Origin of the sequence: Clostridium sp. 1001271B_151109_B4 (assembly GCF_015670405.1) — a bacterium.
GTDB lineage: Bacteria > Bacillota > Clostridia > Clostridiales > Clostridiaceae > Clostridium.
This window is the reverse complement of record NZ_JADPBQ010000025.1, coordinates 1-21,252: the sequence shown is the minus strand read 5'-3', so window position 1 is coordinate 21,252 and position 21,252 is coordinate 1. Positions and strand designations below refer to the sequence as shown.

18 protein-coding genes and 1 tRNA gene are annotated in these 21,252 nt (G+C 29.1%); 7 read left to right on the top strand and 12 right to left on the bottom strand.

What is annotated here, in order from left to right; translation table 11 throughout:
- Nucleotides 1-258: 258 nt before the first annotated feature.
- The 7 genes from I4V63_RS13870 to I4V63_RS13840 all read right to left on the bottom strand — a co-directional run bounded on the left by I4V63_RS13870 (nucleotide 259) and on the right by I4V63_RS13840 (nucleotide 8,446).
- Nucleotides 259-510 (bottom strand): DUF1653 domain-containing protein, encoded by a 252-nt coding sequence (locus I4V63_RS13870; protein WP_196001838.1) that lies wholly within the window; start codon nucleotides 508-510, stop codon nucleotides 259-261.
- A 50-nt stretch (nucleotides 511-560) separates the two neighbouring features.
- Nucleotides 561-1,787 carry an ABC transporter permease gene (locus I4V63_RS13865; protein ID WP_196001831.1) on the bottom strand — a complete coding sequence of 409 codons (1,227 nt, stop codon included), beginning with the start codon at nucleotides 1,785-1,787 and terminating at the stop codon, nucleotides 561-563.
- On the bottom strand, nucleotides 1,784-3,097 hold the full coding sequence (locus tag I4V63_RS13860; RefSeq protein ID WP_196001830.1) for an efflux RND transporter periplasmic adaptor subunit: 1,314 nt from the start codon (nucleotides 3,095-3,097) through the stop codon (nucleotides 1,784-1,786). The genes I4V63_RS13865 and I4V63_RS13860 overlap by 4 nt, the downstream gene beginning before the upstream one ends.
- 6 nt (nucleotides 3,098-3,103) lie before the next feature.
- Nucleotides 3,104-3,946 (bottom strand): carbohydrate ABC transporter permease, encoded by an 843-nt coding sequence (locus tag I4V63_RS13855; RefSeq protein WP_196001829.1) that lies wholly within the window; start codon nucleotides 3,944-3,946, stop codon nucleotides 3,104-3,106.
- An 18-nt stretch (nucleotides 3,947-3,964) separates the two neighbouring features.
- Nucleotides 3,965-4,888 (bottom strand): sugar ABC transporter permease, encoded by a 924-nt coding sequence (locus tag I4V63_RS13850; RefSeq protein WP_196001828.1) that lies wholly within the window; start codon nucleotides 4,886-4,888, stop codon nucleotides 3,965-3,967.
- A gap of 1 nt (nucleotide 4,889) precedes the next feature.
- Complete coding sequence (locus I4V63_RS13845; RefSeq protein ID WP_196001827.1) at nucleotides 4,890-7,382, bottom strand: extracellular solute-binding protein; 2,493 nt, start codon at nucleotides 7,380-7,382, stop codon at nucleotides 4,890-4,892.
- A 257-nt stretch (nucleotides 7,383-7,639) separates the two neighbouring features.
- A complete protein-coding gene (locus tag I4V63_RS13840; protein ID WP_196001826.1) occupies nucleotides 7,640-8,446 on the bottom strand; it encodes a cation transporter in 807 nt (268 codons plus the stop codon).
- A gap of 645 nt (nucleotides 8,447-9,091) precedes the next feature.
- On the opposite strand from I4V63_RS13840, the gene I4V63_RS13835 reads away from it, so the two are divergent.
- From I4V63_RS13835 to I4V63_RS13815, 5 genes are all read left to right on the top strand, one after another.
- Nucleotides 9,092-9,634 carry a chromate transporter gene (locus I4V63_RS13835; protein ID WP_196001825.1) on the top strand — a complete coding sequence of 181 codons (543 nt, stop codon included), beginning with the start codon at nucleotides 9,092-9,094 and terminating at the stop codon, nucleotides 9,632-9,634.
- Complete coding sequence (locus I4V63_RS13830) at nucleotides 9,631-10,194, top strand: chromate transporter (RefSeq protein WP_196001824.1); 564 nt, start codon at nucleotides 9,631-9,633, stop codon at nucleotides 10,192-10,194. The genes I4V63_RS13835 and I4V63_RS13830 overlap by 4 nt, the downstream gene beginning before the upstream one ends.
- Before the next feature lie 65 nt (nucleotides 10,195-10,259).
- The gene (locus I4V63_RS13825) at nucleotides 10,260-11,204 is read left to right on the top strand and encodes a patatin-like phospholipase family protein (protein WP_196001823.1); all 945 of its coding nucleotides are present in this window, start codon (nucleotides 10,260-10,262) and stop codon (nucleotides 11,202-11,204) included.
- A gap of 148 nt (nucleotides 11,205-11,352) precedes the next feature.
- Complete coding sequence (locus tag I4V63_RS13820; RefSeq protein WP_196001822.1) at nucleotides 11,353-11,838, top strand: permease; 486 nt, start codon at nucleotides 11,353-11,355, stop codon at nucleotides 11,836-11,838.
- Nucleotides 11,835-12,368 (top strand): permease, encoded by a 534-nt coding sequence (locus I4V63_RS13815; RefSeq protein WP_196001821.1) that lies wholly within the window; start codon nucleotides 11,835-11,837, stop codon nucleotides 12,366-12,368. The genes I4V63_RS13820 and I4V63_RS13815 overlap by 4 nt, the downstream gene beginning before the upstream one ends.
- A gap of 32 nt (nucleotides 12,369-12,400) precedes the next feature.
- On the opposite strand, the gene I4V63_RS13810 is transcribed toward I4V63_RS13815, so the two are convergent.
- The 4 genes from I4V63_RS13810 to glnA form a co-directional block, all read right to left on the bottom strand.
- A complete protein-coding gene (locus tag I4V63_RS13810) occupies nucleotides 12,401-13,600 on the bottom strand; it encodes a PAS domain-containing sensor histidine kinase (protein ID WP_196001820.1) in 1,200 nt (399 codons plus the stop codon).
- 289 nt (nucleotides 13,601-13,889) lie between these two features.
- A complete protein-coding gene (locus tag I4V63_RS13805; RefSeq protein ID WP_196001819.1) occupies nucleotides 13,890-14,399 on the bottom strand; it encodes a hypothetical protein in 510 nt (169 codons plus the stop codon).
- 193 nt (nucleotides 14,400-14,592) lie between these two features.
- On the bottom strand, nucleotides 14,593-15,162 hold the full coding sequence (locus I4V63_RS13800) for an ANTAR domain-containing protein (RefSeq protein WP_196001818.1): 570 nt from the start codon (nucleotides 15,160-15,162) through the stop codon (nucleotides 14,593-14,595).
- Between the two features lie 57 nt (nucleotides 15,163-15,219).
- Nucleotides 15,220-16,533: a type I glutamate--ammonia ligase gene (gene glnA / locus I4V63_RS13795; RefSeq protein ID WP_196001817.1), complete on the bottom strand. Its 1,314-nt coding sequence runs from the start codon at nucleotides 16,531-16,533 to the stop codon at nucleotides 15,220-15,222.
- A gap of 376 nt (nucleotides 16,534-16,909) precedes the next feature.
- Between glnA and I4V63_RS13790 the strand changes: the two genes are divergently transcribed.
- Both I4V63_RS13790 and I4V63_RS13785 read left to right on the top strand, forming a co-directional pair.
- On the top strand, nucleotides 16,910-19,003 hold the full coding sequence (locus I4V63_RS13790; protein WP_196001816.1) for a glutamine synthetase III: 2,094 nt from the start codon (nucleotides 16,910-16,912) through the stop codon (nucleotides 19,001-19,003).
- Between the two features lie 222 nt (nucleotides 19,004-19,225).
- Nucleotides 19,226-20,929 carry an ammonium transporter gene (locus tag I4V63_RS13785; RefSeq protein WP_196001815.1) on the top strand — a complete coding sequence of 568 codons (1,704 nt, stop codon included), beginning with the start codon at nucleotides 19,226-19,228 and terminating at the stop codon, nucleotides 20,927-20,929.
- A gap of 187 nt (nucleotides 20,930-21,116) precedes the next feature.
- On the opposite strand, the gene I4V63_RS13780 is transcribed toward I4V63_RS13785, so the two are convergent.
- A tRNA-Lys gene (locus I4V63_RS13780) sits at nucleotides 21,117-21,192 on the bottom strand.
- Nucleotides 21,193-21,252 lie beyond the last annotated feature (60 nt).

The window sequence follows — 21,252 nt, the reverse complement described above, 5'->3', positions numbered from 1 at the left end:
TTCTACTATATATTATGGTAAAACGAAAAAAATAAATGGATTATATTAGTTAATATAATCCATTTATTTTTTCTCTATTAGCAGATATACGTATTTAAAACCAATCTAAATTTTTACTAGTTAATATTCCTGCTACAAACATTGACAGTTTAGTTTTCGATATCATTTAATTTACTATATGTATATAGATAAAAAGAAATATTATACTGAAATGAATATTTCTTTTTCATTATCGCATCTGTAAACTCCAATGATACACTATTTCACGCTATTTACTATAAATTCTTGAAATCTGTATTTTTGTCCTGTTGGATTAACTTTTCCTTCTGGAACCTCTTCAACAAACATATCGTAAGGCCTTACAAAAAGCCCACAATCTCCATATAATGCTCTATATAAAACCATAGTTTCTTGGGTTTCTGAATGTTTCACAAAATCCTCAACTAAATATAAATCTCCTTTGAAATGCCTGAATATTTTCCCTCTAGAATTAGATATATCTCTCATAATTTTTCCTCCGTAAATACAATTCTATTAAAATTAAAAGAAACAGTCTGCTATTAGCAAACCGCTTCTTCTATTATATCACTATTTTTTATTTCGGAATTTACTTCTTCTTCATAAATTAAATACTTTCTATGAACTCTAATAAAATACTCTCCACAAAGATACAATGGATATATAAGCCATATCATAGCTACATTTACATCAAATTCATATTTAGACCAAATGGTTAATACAGCTATAAAAGAACTAATAATTAAAATTCCATTATTAATAATTAATTCTTTTATATCTTTAATTTTTATAACCCTTAAATTAATTACAAATAATATAATTGTAATTATTGAATATAATACTGATTTTAATAAGTTTTCTATATTATAAATATCAACTCCATATTTTTTCATATAAAGCATATATTCAATCTTTTCCTGATATTCTTTACCCATCTTACTCCAAAAGTCAAAATCGGACCACTTATTTGGTATCATATCCAATGGAATTGAAATTTTAATATTTGTAACTTTAAAAAATACAAAGACAAAGACTATTGCCATAAGAATATATATACCTACTAAAACTGGTTTATTTCTTGAATTAAATAAGCTACTTATTACTTTAATTAAAATTAATACTAAAGCGATTATTGGGAATATCATTGATATAAACTTAGCTAACATATAATATGTATTACCATTAATAGCTAACTCTGAAATTCCAAATCTCATTTTAAAATCCTCTATTTTATTTAAAGTAAAATTAGTACCATCTATTGTTAAACCATCTAACACTTGCATCGAATCATCAGGAATCTGAATAATAATATTTGATTTAGATCCCTTTAAAATTCCCCTAACAACTAATGTTCTATCATTATAAACTATTTCTCTCCCTATACAGTTACTACTTCCAAATAGCTTATAAGATGTATCATTATCTATTAAACATCCTTCAAAATCATCAGCAAACAAATTAGATCCCTTAACTAATAAATTAGATGAACCTCTTATAGCTAACACATTTAATTCACTTGCACTTTTCCCTAAATCCGGGTTAGTTGCAGATTGTAATGATTCTTCTGCCCATCCTACTACAGATAGCTCCTTCTCTGATTCTTTTATACTATTTACTAATTCTAAATTATAATTATCATTTTCAAAATAAAAGTTTAAAGTTTTATTGTTACTTTCTATATTATTTGCATAACCTAAAGCTATTCCCCAGCACATAATTAAAGCAAACATAAGAATTATTCTAACTATGTGCTTTAAGTACCTTATCATTCAGTCTCCAAGCGAACTCTATCGCCATCTTCTACTATTTTATTACTATCAATTATTATTTTATCATTTCTTCCTATTGATCCATCAGATACTGCCGCATACTCTCCGTCTCTTTTTTCAATTTTGACATCAACTTTCTTAGCAGTTAACTCTTCTCCCAATACAGTTTCCTTTTCAGTAACAACTAAAATATAATAACTATCTCCATCACCTTGCCTTAATGCTGCTAACGGAACACATGTGCCATATTTTTTTGATTTACTTGAAACTATTATTTCTCCACTATCATCTATTTCACCTATTCCAACTGGTAAAACAACTGTAACTTTTAACATCTCTGCATTATCATCGCTTCTAGAAATCGAATCAATAGTTAAGTTTTCAACAATTCCTGAAGAGCCTAAATTTAAAGCAACTGTTTGGCCTTGTTTTACTAATGTTCTATTACTCTTATCAATTTCTCCAACGAACTTATATCCTTCATTCTTATCTGCAATTGATGCTATAGTATCAGTAGTAACTCCTCCATTTTCAGCTACAACACTAGTAACTATTCCTTCTTTTTCAGAAACAATTTTTCCACTAGCATCTAGTAAAGGTTGAAGTTTTGCAAGTTCCTTATTATACTCATCAATTTTAAGCGAATCCTTTGTATCTTGAAGTGCTCTATCTAAATCAACAGTATCATTAGAATCTGCCACTGCTGAATTATACATTTCCTTCTTTGATTCATAATCAGCTTTTAAGCTTTCTTCCATACTTGGATCTTTTTCTTCTTCACCTGAATTATTATAATTCTCTAAGACTTGCTTTGCTGTATTCATTTCATTTAAAGCAGTTTGTACAGCTTTCTTTTTAGTATTTATGGCCTTATTATAATCTTCTGTCGCACGTGATAAAGTCTTTTGTTCTTGTTCAATATTCTTTTTAATCTCATCAACTTTAGCTTGTAAATCATCCTTATCAAGTTCAACTAAAGTATCTCCCACCTTAATACTTGACCCAACACTTATATTAACATAATTAATCTTAAGTCCTTCAACTACAGAGATCTTTTCCTCTCTATTTTTCGATACTATTCCTTTGGCCTTAACCTCATCTACTATTGTTTTTGACTTAGGAGTATCAACTTTAACTCTTGGTATAGTCATAGAATCTGCTGCTCTAGATAACATAGTGCATCCTATCATCAATACCAAAAAAGCAAATAAAGCTTTTACTGCTTTTTTTTGTAAAGTATCCTTTCCTTTTTTTATATACTTAAAATTTATAATATTTTTAATCTTTTTAATATTTTCATTTTTACTCATAAATTATCATTCCTTTACTGCTGATGCTGCAATACCTTGCTCTAAATAGCTTTGTCCTGCAAAAAATACTATTATAGCAGCTATTAATGTTACAGCAGACGCTGTAAATGCTATATCAGCATTTTCTAAAGTAATATTGGGTAAATAAATCGATAATGGCCATAATGCCTTATCCTTTAAGAATGTAAGTGGCTGCTCTATTAAATTCCAGTATTCTAAAAATTGTAATACTACTGCAGACATTATACCTGGCATTCCTAAAGGAATACCTATCTTTGCAAAAACAACAAGCTCACTAGCCCCATCTATTCTTGCAGATTCAATAATTGACTCTGGTATATTACAAAAAAATCTATACATTATAAATACTGAAAAGGTAGAAAATATAGCTGGTAATATAATACTTGCATGACTATCAAGTAAATGCATTGTATCTAATACTAAATAGCTTGATAACATAGTTACTTGGAACGGCATTAACATTACAACTATATAAATAGTAAATAATATTTTCTTAAATGGGAATTTATATCTAGCAAATCCCCAAGCTGCTGGAATTCCAAACAAAAGTTGTCCAGCTACTGAGAAAAATACTATTTTTACTGAATTCCAGAACATAACGAAAAATTCTGGAGTATCTAATAATAACTCTATATACGATTTTAATGTTGGATAGCTAGGCAATAACCCCCAGCTTACAAATCCCTTTCCCTTTTCAGATAAAACTGGTCCTAAATAAGATGTTAATTCATCTACTCCCATAAATGAACCTGCTAATAAAAATATAACTGGGAAACACATAAATATAGATATAGCAACTAATATAATAAATAATATCTTTTTCTTCATTTTATAAATCACCTCACCCTAATCTTGCTTTTCCCAAGCTTTTTGTAATAGCATAATTAAAATAAATATCACAATAGCCATAAGAACTGAAGCTGCTGCCATTTTATCAAATGATAATTCTCTAAACCAATTATTAAATAAATGCTGTAATAAGTACATACTCTTATCTGGATAATCACCAGCAACCAAATATGCCTCTCTAAACACTTTAAATGAATTAAGAAGTGATAAAACTGCAACTGTATATAAAGTAGGCTTTAAACAAGGCAATGTAATCTTTGTGAAACATTGTATACCATTAGCACCGTCTACTTTAGCAGATTCATATATTTCCTTAGATATGGAGTTTAATCCTGCTAGCCATAAAATTATGTTATAACCAAGATTCTTCCATATATAACTAAATACTAAAATCCAAAAAGCCCATCCTGTACTCATCCAATCTTGGCCAGCAATATTAAACTTATCTAAAAATCCACTTAAGAATCCATTTTGATTAAAAACAATATTCCATATTAATACTACCGATGCAATTGGTACCGCCATTGGTATTAAAAAAGCTGTTCTAAGTACCTTTGATGCTTCTGTAAATTTATTTAATGCAACTGCTAATAATAAAGATAATGTTAATAATAATGGTATACATATAAGAACAAATCTTATTGTATTACTTGCCGCTAATTTAAAAGCAGCATTATTAAATACTTCAACATAATTTTGTACACCTGTAAATTCTCTTGAAATTGCACTTTGGAAAGATCTAATAAATACATCTAAGAAAGGAAGCAGTGTAAACACTGCTACCCCTATTAAACTTGGTAATACAAAATATAAACCTGTATATTTTGTCTTTTTCTTAAACTCTTCTTGTTCAACCTTTTTCGTTTTTACTTTTCCTATTTTTTTTAATTGTTTTACTTTATTTTCTTTTAACTCTTCCATATTACTCCGATAAGTATAAATCCAAGTTATCTACAACTGTATTTATAGCATCCTCTAAAGATATTTCCCCTTGTGCATATGAATCAAATTGTTTTGCAACTTCTGTTAATAAAACTGTGTTTACTGTTGTTCCAACATTTAAGCTTTCTATTTCACTCTTCAATCTACTTACATCTTCATCATTAGGTAGTAATACATTTACTTCTTTTGAATTTCCAAATTCATCAGACCATCCCCATGTGCCTTGAGTATAGTGATTTGTTGCTTCATCAAGTTCTAATTCATATCCTTCTTCCTTCATCTTTTCAATAGAAAAGGCCTCATTAAAATTATTTGCATTTATACTAAATCCATCACTAGAATATCTTTCATTAGAGTTACCATTAAGTAATGAAGCTACTATTTCTTTTGCTTGTTCTTTATTTTTTCCTTTTGCATTAATTCCAACTATGTTAGAAGGAATAAATATATTTTCTTCTCCTCTAGTTAAAACTTTATAACCCACTTCAGGAGAGTTATTTAATACAGTAACCATTGTTCCATAATCATAAGTTCCTGCCATACCACCCATAGCTAATAATGATGATCTGTCAAACAAGAATGAATCTGCATAAATTGTTGGATTTAAATAATACTGTAAATCATATACTGCATATAAATCTTCGTAATCTTCATCATTATACTCTTCATCAACTTCTTCATCGATGTATTCTTCACTATCAACACTCATGTCAAAATCTTCACCATAGCCTTCTAATTGTGAATACTTATCTTCCATAGTTTTCATGTATGCTTCTTCATTAGTTTGAAGGTACCCATACATTTCATTAGCCTTTGTAAAGAAATTATTTAACGCTTCTTCATTTATGGTATTATCATCATTTAGCCAATCATTACCATATAAATAATATAATGAGTAAACCAAAGATCTTGCACTAAAGTAATTATCAAATATTCTTTTATCAGTTTGTGTAGATAGTCTTTTAGTTAATTCAACTAATGAATTTAAATCTGAAACTGAATCTATATCTTCCTTATTACCTAGTAATACTGGATATTTAAAAGATGTTGGTATTTGATATATCTTACCATCATTAGTGTATGCATCAGCAATATTCTTAAAGATTGTTCCATCTTCAACTAAAGGATTTATTATATCACTCATATCTTCTAATAAACCTTTTTCTATATATGATTCTGCAGTTAATCCGTCTAAAATTACTACATCTGGACCATTTCCAGCCATTATTTCTGTATTTAAAGTTTTAAGTGCATCTGATTGGGTTGTCCCATCACCATAACTTAACCCAATCTCATATTTAACATAAGTGTCTGGATGTTCTTTAGCATAACTTGAAATAGCTTGTCTTATTGTATAATTTTCTAATAGTGAATAAACAACTAATTGATTTTCCGGAACTGAAGGAATATCTGGATCATAAGTATAATTAATAACTGATACTCCACCATTTGACCAATCACTAAATACAGCTAAGAAGTTCTTTTCACCCTTTTCAATAAAGCCCATTAATTGACTTTCATTATCCCCAAAAGTAGAGATTGCACCATCTATAATCATATCTGCTTTTTCACTCTTCATATCATAAGCATATAAACCTAAAGTCGTATAATAGTAAAGTGTATCTTTGCTTCCTGAATTAACAAAAGTTGGATAATAATTGGAATTTTCTCCTAAGACTTCTTTTTCTAAAGCTTTTAAATTTCCTTTTTCTTTACCATTTGTAATATCATATTCAATAATTGCATCATATGAAGTTGTAATTAATGAATCTCCTACAAATAGAAAATCATCTATATACTCACTACTCTCATATACATATTTTTCTTCAAATGTTTCTCCATCAAATTGAACAACTAACTCATTGTTACTACCAGCTGAGAAAAATACATCTCCATTAGGTCCACATTTAAAAGTATTATATCCCCATGACTCTTCACCATCATTATATGATTCAAGATCTAAATCAATATCAGTTATAGTTCCATCAGTTCCAATAACTGCATAAGTAAACTCTGGTTCCTCATAGCTATAATCTTCTTCAGTCATTACTTCACTATCTGTAGTTACTGAATCATCAACTTCTCCTTCATCTTCTGATGGTTCAACATATGGATCAGCAAAATAATAAGATACTAAAATTCTTCCATCATTTAAATAACCAATATTATTTGTATACGTTTCCTTTCCTTCTTGCTTAGGCAATTCTATAGATTCATTTGTCCAGCTTTGTCCACCATCTTCTGATATAAAAGTACTTTCTTTAGCTGTTTCCTCTGAATAACCAAACATTGCAATTCTTCCATCTTCTAACATTGTTAGATTTTGAGCATACCCATTTGTTGGTGACTCATATCTTTCTTCAACATATCTTCCCATTGAAGATTTTCCACTACCTTTTGAGCAACCTGTGATGCCAATAGCTAGTGTAAACGATAAAGTAATGGTTATTATTTTTTTTAATTTTTTCCCCATATTTTCCTCCAGTAAATTTTATTTTTACATTTTATTCTATAATAACATTTTTTAGTATATTTTACCACATTATTCTTTAATGTTAGCGTAGTAATATATTCCATACACTATTAGACCTCCCTACTTATTGAAAAGTTCCACCTTAATCTTATAATACAATAATTAATATTAAGTTAATTAAAACTTAATTTTCTCTTACAATTATTTTCAATAATTTATAAATAAATCAAAATAAAAAAAGCCAGCTTTCGCTGACTTTATATTGCCCATTTTTTATTACCTGTAAATGAAACATTTAACCATTTATTATAATCAATATGCTTTATCGCATCGTTTATTTCTTCTCTTACATTATCCATTTGATCTAAAGTTTTAAGCTTACTATCCTTATTATAAATAAAGTCTATTTCTATTCTAAGCTCACGTCCAATCTTTGAAACCCTTGTTATAGATTCCTCAAAATTGTACTCTTCTTCAATTTCTTTAACCAATACATAAATATCATCATTTATTTCATCATTGGCTTTTACACATATTACTTCTTTAAAACTCTCTATAAATCCTTTTAATGGGATTCTAATACAAATTAACGAAACAATTATTGTCATTCCTGGATCTATATATGGATTTAAGAAATTTAATTTAGTATTTGCTAGTAACATTGCAAATAAAAATGCAAGTAATACTGCTGCACTTAATGCTGTATCCATAAACCATTGAGTACATTCTGCCTTAATAAGCTCCGAAGATAATGCTTTTGCTTTTACTTTCATATAGTAAGAAATCCCCATACATCCTACAACTGATACAATTGAATATATAAGCGCTAATCCTAATTCTAAACTATTACCACCACTAGCTATTGTTTTTACAGCTCCAATTAGTGAGTATAAACACATAATTGCAATTATTAATGATTTTATAGAAATAACTATTGGTTCTAAAATATGTTTACCAAAAGGAAATTTTTCAAAATCTCTTTTAGCCATATATTTATTAATGTATAAAGAAAGCATTGATAAAATTACGCTGATAAATGAATATAATCCATCGAATATAATCATATCAGAATCTATCGCTCATCCCCAAGCAATACCAAATAGTGCAAAGAATAACGCACCTACTACTGACATCTTTAATATTTTATTCTCTAGTTTCATTATTCTCACCTCTATTCATATATAAAATTTTAAATTTTAAAAACTAGATACTACTATAATACAGCAAATAATCTAATTTTGAAATGATTAAAGTGCTATAAAACTACAACTAATATATGCATTTTATATTATTACATTTTTAGTAAATAGCTTAAATGTACATATTTTTTTATCAAAAAGTACTTATTTTAATATTTTTTTAACATTTTATTATTATTTTCAGCTATTTTGAATACATATTTTTTTTATATTTTGGCATTTTTGCACTTTACATAATTTTGTTACAATTTAATATGTTTTAATCAACAATATCTATATGCAGCATTTTTATTAATATATTTAACTAATACCTTAATTAAATATCTAATAATTATCTTTCTTATTATAATATTACTACTCACTTATGCTAACATTACCCTTATATCCAATATTACTCTGTTACATTGTAAAAATTAAGTATATAATATCAATTGGAACTTATAAGTAATTATATTTTTCCATAACAAAGTCCCAATAATATTATTAATTTAACAAAGGAGATCATTCATAATGAAAGAATTATTTGATTTATTTTGGACCTTCTGTAAGATTGGAGCGTTAACTTTTGGTGGAGGATATGCTATGCTCCCTTTAATTCAAAGAGAAATCGTTGAAAATAAAAAGTGGTCTACAGAAAAAGAAATTCTTGATTACTACGCTGTTGGGCAATGCACCCCTGGCGTAATTGCAGTTAATACTGCAACTTTTATCGGATACAAGTTGAAAGGAATTATAGGTGGTATTGTAGCTACACTAGGTGTTGTATTTCCATCATTAATAATAATACTTATAATTGCAGCCTTTCTTCAAAACTTTGCTGATTTAGCTATAGTCCAAAGTGCTTTTGCCGGAATTAGAGTAGCTGTTGTAGCATTAATTATAACTACAGTAGTAAAACTACTTAAATCATCAATTAAAGATTATTTATGTGCAATCGTAGCACTTGTAGCTTTTATCCTTTCTACATTTTTAGGTCTATCACCTGTTTATGTAGTAATAGCTGCTGGACTAACAGGATTTATTGCTAAAAGTTTAAGAGGTGAAAAGAAATGATATATTTAACTTTATTTTTAGAATTTTTTAAAGTAGGCCTATTTTCTGTAGGTGGTGGACTTGCAACAATTCCATTTTTATCAGAACTTGCTACAAAGTACAGTTGGTTTGATCAAAAAACTCTTATGGATATGATTGCAGTATCACAATCAACTCCAGGTGCCATTGGTGTTAATATGGCAACATTTGCAGGCTTTAAAGCTTCTGGAATACTTGGAAGTATAATTGCTACATTAGGTCTTGTCACACCATCTGTAATAGTAATTATTATAGTTGCTCATTTTCTAAACAAGTTCAAAGAAAGCCGTGCTGTTGAATCAATATTTTATGGACTAAGACCAGCTGTTGCAGCATTAATTGCATCTGCTGGTTATGAAGTGTTTAAAGTATCAATTTTAGCTTTTGATAAATTCAACTTAACCCATAAAATAATAGATACAATTAATATTAAATCTACAATTTTACTAATTATATTATTATTTGCAATTACAAAATTTAAAAAACATCCTATTTTTTATATTGCTAGCGCAGCATTAATTGGAATAATTTTTAAATTTTAAAAAATAACATTGCCTCTAATAAAACATATAATATATTAATTTTAATATATTATGGTGGTGAATTCATGAAAGCCGATATCGTATGCGAAGGCGGTGGAGTAAAAGGAATTGCCTTATTAGGGGCGATTTATTATTTAGAAGAAAAAGGATACACTTTTGAACACTTTGCTGGAACTTCAGCTGGTGCTATAGTAAGTTCATTATTAGCAGTTGGCTACACAGGAAAAGACTTAAAAAACATGTTACTAAACATAAACTTTACAGACTTCTATGAAAAAAATAAATTAACTCTTCTTCCCTTCATAGGTCCTACAGTTAGTTTATTTAAAAACAAAGGACTCTTCTCTGGAAATAACATCGAAGAATATCTTAATACTCTATACAAAGCAAAAGGAAAAACAAAATTTAAAGATATAGCCAAAAATGGTGAAAGTCCTCTTAAGGTTATAGCCTCAGATATTACAAATAAAAGGCTTATAGTATTACCCGATGATTTAAAAAATTATAATATAGACCCAATGGAATTTAATATTGCTAAAGCTGTAAGAATGAGTATTAGTCTCCCTTTTTACTTTAATCCGGTTATATTAAAAAATGGCAAAGAAGCAAGTTATATTGTGGATGGTGGAATACTAAGCAATTTTCCTATATGGCTTTTTGATGTTGAAGGCACTCCGAAATGGCCTACATTTGGATTAAAGCTTCTTAGTGATAATGACTTAAAGAAACATCATCCTAGTAATAGCAATTTAATAACTTACTCTTGTGACCTTATAGATACTATATTAGCTAATAGTGATGAAGAGTTTTTAAATAATAAAGATTCCGTTAGAACAATAAAAATACGTACCTATAACATAGGTACAATTGATTTTGCTATATCAAAAGATCAATATTTAACACTATTTAATTCAGGATATAAATGTGCTAAGGAATTCCTTACTAAATGGAATTTTGATTCTTATATTTCTAGATACAGAAGTGACAATAAAGGTAAATATTATTATTAGAATGTCTCTTCCCCTATACAAACTGCAACAATTAAATTAATTCTTGCAGTTTGTTTTTTATAATCTATCCTTATATAATTATATTTTTATAACATCCTATCTTAATTAATCATATTATATAAATAAAATCACTTATCAGGAGATTAATATGACTTCAATTATCTTATATGGATTATCAATTTTTCTATTAATACTATCTTTTATAAAGGATAAATCTAAAACAAAGAAAGCATTAATTAATGCTTTAAAATCTTTCGAAAATATTATGCCTCAATTTCTTTTTATTGTAATTACAGTTGGTATATTACTAGCCTTTCTTAGCGCTGATACAATTTCAAAAATTATAGGCGCAAACTCTGGATTTTTTGGTGTAATTCTTTCAGCAGTTCTAGGTTCAGTTACGATGATGCCAACATTCGTTGCTTTTTCACTAGGTAATACTTTACTAGCAAGTGGTGCCGGATACGCACAGGTGGGTGCTTTAGTATCAACTCTTGTCCTTGTTGGATTAATGACATATCCACTTGAAGCTAAATATATAGGTAAGCGTGCTGCTTTTCTTAGAAATTTAATGGGATTTATTTTTTCAATTATAGTAGGATTATTATTAGGAAGGATTATGATGATTATATGAAATTACTAATTAAATTTATAAAAAGATATAGAGCCTTTTTTATTTCTTTAATTTTACTTATTATACTTTCTTTTTTTAGCTATAATTTATTTTTAAAAGCATTTAATAGCGTAACCTCAAACATACTACAAATGTTATCAGTGCTACCTCCTATAATGCTAATGCTTGGATTAATGGATGTATGGGTTCCAAGAGAAAAACTAATGAAATATATGGGTAATACATCTGGAATTATTGGGATACTTCTAGCAATGCTAATTGGCTCCGTAGCAGCAGGCCCAATGTATGCCTCATTCCCATTTACAGCTGTGTTAATAAAAAAAGGTGCAAAGTTCTCAAATGTAATAATTTTTATGAATGCATGGTGCTTAACTAAAATCTCTACATTATTATTTGAATTTTCTGCATTGGGTGTTAAATTTACTTTAGCACGATTGATCTTAGATATTCCTGGAGTTATAATTATGAGCTATTTTGTTAATTTATTAACTCCTAAAAATGAACTCGAAAAAATATACAACGCAAAATAAGCACATAGATTAATTTCTCTATGTGCTTACATTTATTTATATATATCAGAAAACTCTATAGAACATTTTTCAACTTTTGACTTTGTTAAATTTGTATTTTTTACATTTTCAGCAGTTACTGTTTTCTTCGGAAGGCTAATTATAAATTTACTTCCCTCATTTACTTTACTTTCCACCCATATCCTACCTTCATGCATTTCTACAAGTGATCTTACCAATGATAATCCTATCCCGCTTCCATTAAAATTTCTTGTAAGTTTATTATCAACTTGTTCATATCTTTCAAAAATCTTATTAATTTTCTCCTCTGGAATGCCTATCCCAGTATCTAAAACCATTATATATACTTTTTCTTTATCCGAATAAATATTAACTGATATCTTACCATCAACTTCTGTATATTTAATTGCATTAGACAATAAATTTAATATTATTCTTTCAATTTTATCTGGATCACATGCTATTATCTCTTCTTCTACCTCAGTATCAAATACAAGCTCAATTCCCCTATTATTAACATACTCTAAAACAGACATTGTTATATCTTCTACTACACTAACAATATTATAATTCCCTAGTTGAATATCATAAAATCCATAGTCAATTTTGCTTATGTCAATGATATTATTAACTAACCTAAGAAGCCTATAACAGTTTTGTTTAATTGAATTCATATATCTATCTAAACTATCACTTTCAGTTGAAATTATACTTTTATTTTGAATATTTTTATTTATCACTTGCATTGTAGCTAAAATAATATTTAATGGTGTCTTAAATTCATGTGATATATTTGAGAAGAATTGACTTTTTATACTTTCTAATTCAATTGCTTTTTCATAAGCTATTTTTTCTTCCATAATTTGTTTCTTTTCAGTTATATCTCTAGCCGTAAGTATATATACTTTACTTTCTTCAATATACCTACAATTACTTTCCATCCATCTATAACTTCCATCTTTACATTTAAATCTAAGTTCTAAACCTATAACTCCACTCTTAATATTTGAATTTCTTATATATGATAAAGCTTTAAGTACATCATCTTCATGAATAAGCTTACTCCACTCCGATGAAATTAGCTCTTCTTCATCCCACCCCAAAAGTTCATTACAACATTTGCTTACCTTTTTAACCTTCTTGTCAGTACCTATAATAGCCATAAGGTCAACTGATATTTCGAAAAAATACTCTAGTTGGTCCTTTCTATCTAATCCTAAAAGATTTTGCATAATCTCTCGATCCCCCCGTACCATCCTCAATCCCTATATGAGCTTTACTAATATACTCCTTTTAAAAGTTTCTAAATACATTATACATATATTTACTTTTTTCTTCAACCTTTTTTTACCAATTGTCCTTTTTTATCTTTTTTTATTAATATCAATAATAAATAAAACTTAATTCTCACCATTATTATTACAATTAAATATTTTCTTTAATTATGTAAAATCAACAACAACCTCTTTTAGTGTTTTTCAATTTACTTTCTTATTTTTTCATTTTTACACAAACTCGCTTTTAATCTATTATTAATCCGTATTTATTAGCTATCTCAATATATTTCATTAATACACATTCATCTTTGTAAAATATAGGAAATTTTTTATTATAATTTCCCCATATAGTACATTCTTCTTTAGTGAAATATATAGTTGAAAATAGTATTTCCCTTGAATTTAATCTACTTATAAAAGGAATACTATCTAAGGATAAATAATAGTAAATTCCAGCCCCTGTACTCTTATCTTTAAATTCCTGCATAAATTTTCTATCATCCCCACTTAACATCTTCACTAATTTATCCCTATCTTCTTCTGACAAAATATTATAATAAAAATCAACATAAGAACTATTAAGTCCGTTTAAGCTTACCGCTTCTTCTAAAAAGCAAATCATTCCTTTTTCAAAATCTTCCTCATTTATTGCGCTTATAGTTTTATTTTTATACCTATTAAACCCATCAGAAATATTATTAAATTTAATTTCAACTTGTCTTTTAAAATTATTTTCCTCAATTGAAATAAGCATTTTACCCCACCTTATATATTTCATATTCTTCTTATTAATCTTTCATTTATAATCTTACATCCATATATATTATTTTAACACCTTTTACTATATAATTATAAAATCGGTATTTTGTACTCTATGATATCATAATCAACAAATACCAAACGCCGATTTTATGAAAAACTATATTATTATAAACAATTATATTCCTTTAATTTTCATAAGTTCTTAAAATTCCTTCTGCCACAACTTTTCTAGTTGACCTCATATCCATTGCTTGCTTTTCTATATATCTATGTGCTTCAGTTTCAGTCATATTTAAATATTGAATTAATATGCACTTAGCCCTATCAATCATCCTAATATCCTCAATTTTTTGTAAAAGTTTATTATTTTCTTTCTTCAATCTGCACATTTTATTATATGTAGCATTTGCTATTTTCAATGCACTCCAGAATATAGTTCTATTCATAGGCTTAGCTATTGTAATTACTCCAAGTTCCTCTACCCTTTCACTGACTTCATCATAAATATCTGTTCTAACTACAAGAATTACTTGTACAATTCCGTTAGAAACTATATCTTTTGCAAACTCATCCCCAAATTCATCTATTAAGGGTGCATTTATAATGCATAAATCAAAATCCCTTTCAACTAAAAGTCTCCTTGCTTCCCCACAATTTGTTACTGTAACAATTTCCCCATAGGAGTTTTGAGAGAGCACTTCAGTAAAAAATGACGTTCCCTTTTTACTGCTCGATACTATTAGAATACTATCCAAAAATTACGCCCCCTTGCATTATCTATATTTCACAGCCTACTCATTGTTAAAATAATATTAAATATATTCAAAGTATAGCCTCTTCATTTTTTCCTTCTCTATTGATTTATTATATTGTTCAGCCTCAATTTCCTTTAGTTCTATATATCTTTCTAAAACATCAGCACCTATTATACTTCTAATAAATTCACTATTCTTTGCAATGTCTAGCGCTTCTTCTAATGTTTCTGGCAATATTTCTATACCTTGTAATTTTTCTTCATCTAATGCATATAAATTTTCGCCTATTTCTGGTGGTAATTTAAGTGAATTCTCTATTCCATATAGTCCTGCCCCGAGTATTAATGAAAATGCTAAATAAGGATTTATAGCTGAATCAGGCGATCTTAATTCCATTCTTGTTTTTTCTCCAGTAGCAGCTGGTATTCTAACTAACTGCGAACGATTTTGATGTGACCATGAAATATATTTAGGCGCTTCAAACTTACCAAATCTTTCATAGGAGTTAACAATAGGATTTAAAAAGGCTGTGATTTCTTTTGTCTTACTTAATATACCAGCTATAAAACTCTCAACCTCTGCCTCTTGTCCATTTTCATTTTTAAATATATTAGTACCATTTTTATTTAATGATATATTAATATGCAATCCATTTCCACTTTTATTGCTTATAGGCTTTGGCATAAATGATGCATAAAGACCTGACCTAGCAGCTATAGCTTTAACTACAGATTTGAAGGTTAAGAAATTATCTGCAGCATTAAGTGAATCACTATATTTAAAATCTATTTCATTTTGACCTGGCCCTTGTTCATGATGTGAACTTTCTGGTTTAATACCCATCTCCTCTAAGCAAAGGCAAATTTCCCTTCTAATGTTTTCACCTTTATCCATTGGTGCTATATCAAAATATCCACCCTTATCATGAGTAATATAAGTTGCTTCACCATCTTCATCCGTCTTAAACAAATAAAATTCACATTCTGTTCCTATGTATGGCGTATATCCCTTATTTTGACACACTTTCACAACCTTTTTTAAGATATTTCTACTATCATACAAAAACTCTTCTTTGTCAGGAGTTTTTATATCGCAAAAAAATCTTACTACCCTACCTTGTTGTGGTCTCCATGGAAGAACATTAAGTGTATCTGCATCAGGAAATAATAATAAATCCGATTTTGCAACATCACCAAATCCCCTAATTGCTGAAGCATCAAATGAAACTCCTTCTTCAAATGCTCTCTCTAATTCATCTGGCATTATTGAAATATTTTTTTGTGTTCCAAACATATCACAAAAAGCTAATCTAATAAATTTAACATCATTTTGTTTAACAAACTCCAAAACTTCTCTAACGGCATATGACATATCTCTTCCCCCTGTTTATAATAATCCTATTTTTTTACGCAAAAAAGCATCCATCAAATAATTTTTAGTGTCTACAAACTTATTCATAAGTAATAATTAATCCTTAGTAATTTTTTTAATTTAACTGTGATTACATCTTATGATTTAAAAAGTATTTCTAAAAAACATTTGATGAACGCCTTTGTCCATTTCTAATATTATACAATATAAGCTATTTTTTATCAATAAACTTGATATCAAAAATAATTTGAATTTTTTTCTAAAAAAGTATTTACATTTCATTATTTTGGACATATAATACTTACATAAACAGCAAAGGCGCTGTGGACAGTTACTTGTCCACGGTGCCTTTTTTTATTTGAAGGGGGTTACAATTATGAAAGATATACCAAATTTATTTGGAAGCTTAGTTTTTAATGATAATGTTATGAAAGCAAGATTACCAAAAGAAACTTACAAATCACTTAAAAATACTATTCAAGCTGGAAAACCACTTGATTTATCTGTTGCTAATGTTGTTGCTAATGCAATGAAAGATTGGGCTATAGAAAAAGGTGCAACCCATTTTACTCACTGGTTCCAACCAATGACTGGTGTTACAGCCGAAAAGCATGACAGCTTTATTTCACCAGATAAAGATGGAAATATTATAATGGAATTCTCAGGAAAGGAACTTATTCAAGGCGAACCAGATGCTTCAAGTTTCCCATCAGGCGGACTTAGAGCTACATTTGAAGCAAGAGGATATACTGCATGGGACCCTACATCATATGCATTTATTAAAGATGGAACATTATGTATTCCTACAGCATTCTGCTCTTACAGTGGTGAAGCTTTAGATAAGAAAACTCCAGTATTAAGATCAATGCAAGCTTTAAACAAGCAAGCTTTACGTATATTAAAATTATTTGGAAAAGACAATGTTAAAAAAGTAATTACTACCGTTGGTCCTGAACAAGAATATTTCTTAGTTGATAAAGAAATGTATGAAAAAAGACCTGACTTAGTATTCTGTGGCAGAACTTTATTTGGTGCAAGACCTCCAAAAGGACAAGAGATGGAAGATCACTACTTCGGAACTATCAAACCAAGAGTTTCTGCATACATGAAAGAACTTGATGAAGAGCTTTGGAAATTAGGTATTTTAGCTAAAACTAAGCATAACGAAGTTGCTCCAGCTCAACATGAGTTAGCTCCTATATTTACTACCACTAATATCGCAACTGACCATAATCAATTAACTATGGAACTTATGAAATCTATAGCTAATAAACATGGACTAGCTTGCTTACTTCATGAAAAACCCTTTGCTGGTGTAAATGGTAGTGGTAAACACAATAACTGGTCAATTTCTACTGATACAGGTGTTAATTTATTAGAACCTGGTGATACTCCAGCTGAAAACGCACAATTCTTATTATTCTTAACTGCAGTAATTAAAGCAGTTGATGATTATCAAGATTTATTACGTGTTTCTGTTTCAAGTGCAGGAAATGACCATAGATTAGGTGCAAATGAAGCTCCTCCTGCTATAGTATCAATGTTCTTAGGTGACGAACTAACTGAAATATTAAAATCAATAGAAGATGGTACTGCTTATATAGCAAAAGAAAAGAGCCCAATGGAAATTGGCGTACGTGTATTACCAAAATTCTTCAAAGATACTACAGATAGAAATAGAACTTCTCCATTTGCATTTACAGGTAACAAATTTGAATTTAGAATGCTTGGTTCTACTTTCTCAATTGCAGGACCTAATATTATATTAAATACAATTGTTGCTGAAGAATTAAGACAATTTGCAGATACACTTGAAAATAGTTCTAATTTTGATGAAGATCTAAACACTTTAATTAAAGATACTATAAAAGTTCATAATAGAATCGTATTTAACGGAAATAACTACTCTGATGATTGGGTTAAAGAAGCTGAAAAAAGAGGCCTTTTAAACTTAAAGACTACTCCAGATGCTCTTCCTTACTTTGTGAACAGTAAAAATGTTGATTTATTTACTAAACATCATGTATTCTCTGAAAGTGAATTATATTCTAGATATGAAATAATACTAGAGAACTATAGTAAAACACTTCATATTGAAGCATTAACTATGATTGATATTGTTAAGCAATATATTATTCCAGCTGTACTTGAATATCAAGGTGAAATTGCTAAAATAGCTAATGGAAAGAAACAATTAATGCCTAATATTCAATGTGATTTAGAAGAAAAACTTCTTAACAACATTTCAAAACTAGGAAGCTATCTATATAGTAAACTTGATGATTTAGAAAAATCTGTATTAGAAGCTAAAACTATTACAGATCCACTAGATACAGCTAAGTACTATAGAGAATCAGTATTTATTAATATGCAACACTTACGTGGTGTGGTTGATGAGCTTGAAACTTTAGTAAGCAAAAAGTATTGGCCTCTTCCAAGTTACGGAGAATTATTATTTAGCGTTAACTAAATATTATAAATGCACAATGGCGTGTATTTCACTTTAGGGATATCCCCTATTGATGAATACACGCCATATTTTATATTTTTAATAATAAGAAAATCAAAAATAGTTATAGTTTAAATTCTACTTAAGGATGATAGCATTATAAAATCTAGACTTTTATAAGCTTTAAATAATCATCATCCCTACTTATTAAACTATTACTTTAAATAAAAGGGGGTATTATTAATGTATTCAGCATTAGACACAATTTGGACTTTATTAGGAGCCGCTTTAGTATTCTTTATGCAAGCAGGTTTTGCTATGGTAGAAACAGGATTCACTAGAGCCAAGAACGCAGGTAATATTATAATGAAAAACTTAATGGACTTTTGCATAGGTACAGTAGTATTTTGGCTTATAGGATTTGGACTTATGTTTGGTGGCGATGGTGCTTTAATCGGAGGCCTTGACTTTTTTATAAAAGGTGATTATAGCTCTTCAATCCCAACTTTTGCATTTGTTATATTCCAAACAGTTTTCTGTGCAACTGCTGCTACTATAGTATCAGGTGCCATGGCAGAAAGAACTAAATTCTCTTCTTATTGCATATATAGTTTAATAATTAGTGCTATTATTTATCCTATTTCTGGTCACTGGATCTGGGGTGGTGGATTCTTATCACAACTTGGCTTCCATGACTTTGCTGGTTCTACTGCTGTTCATATGGTAGGTGGTGTTGCTGCACTAATTGGAGCAACAATACTTGGTCCTCGTATAGGTAAATATTCTAAGGATGGAAAAGCTCATGCTATTCCTGGTCATAATTTAACAGTTGGTGCTTTAGGTGTGTTCATACTTTGGTTTGCATGGTTTGGATTCAACGGTTGTTCTACAGTTTCAATGACTGGAGATGAAGCAATAGTTACTGCAAGTAAAATATTCATGACAACAAATATAGCTGCTGCAGTTTCAACATGCGTAGTTTTAATAATAACATGGATTAGATATAAAAAACCTGATGTATCAATGACATTAAATGGTTCATTAGCAGGTCTTGTTGCAATAACTGCTGGTTGTGACTTAGTTAGCCCTGTAGGAGCATGCTTTATAGGTATCTTTGCTGGATTTGCTGTTGTATTTGCAGTTGAATTTATTGAAAAGAAATTAAAAGTTGATGATCCTGTTGGTGCAGTATCTGTACATGGTGTCTGTGGTGCTCTTGGTACTATTTTAACTGGTTTCTTCGCAACTGAAGGTGGCTTATTCTACGGTGGTGGATTTAAATTCTTAGGTACTCAAATCTTAGGTGTTGTTTGTGTTATAGCTTGGGTTGCTATCACTATGACTATTGTATTTACAATAATTAAGAAAACTATAGGTCTTCGTGTATCTACAGAAGAAGAAATAGAAGGTCTTGACAAGAAAGAACATGGTCTTGAAAGCTGTTATCCTGACTTCATGGCTGTAGGTGCTTCATATGCTGGCATTACATTAAGCCAAGCTACTACTTCTACTGCTCATGAAATCACTCCAATTGATGATACAGATACAGTTCCAGTTATTTATAATACATCTAAAACTGATGCTAAATTTACTAATGTAGTTATTTTAACAAAACAAGATAGATTTGATAGATTGAAGGTTGCTCTAGATAAATTAGGAATTACTGGTATGACAGTTACTAACGTTTTAGGTTACGGTATGCAAAAAGGTTCTACTGATTACTATAGAGGTGTTCCACTAGATGAAGTTAATTTATTACCACAATTAAAGGTAGAAATTGTTATATGTAAACTTCCAGTTGATATTGTAGTTAAAACTGTTAAGAAAGCTTTATACACTGGCAAGATCGGTGATGGTAAAATATTTGTTCAAGATGTTGAAAATGTTATTAAGATTAGAACTAATGAAGAAGGTTACGGTGCATTACAAGATGATGATGAAAAGTAAAAATATAGAACCGTATCAAATTTGATACGGTTCTTTTTATATTCTTTATTTATTACTATTTTTTTACACCTAATATGGTATTTCATCCACATACTATTAAATATAATCCACAGCTTTTACTAAATACTTAACATTTATATGTTAATAATCCATAGAATAAAAAAAGAAACTCAATTGAGTTTCTTTTTGGTGGCTTACCGGGGAATCGAACCCCGGACACCTTGATTAAAAGTCAAGTGCTCTACCGACTGAGCTAGTAAACCAAAACTGGTGCGTGTTAAGAGATTCGAACTCCTGGCCCACGCCTTAGAAGGGCGTTGCTC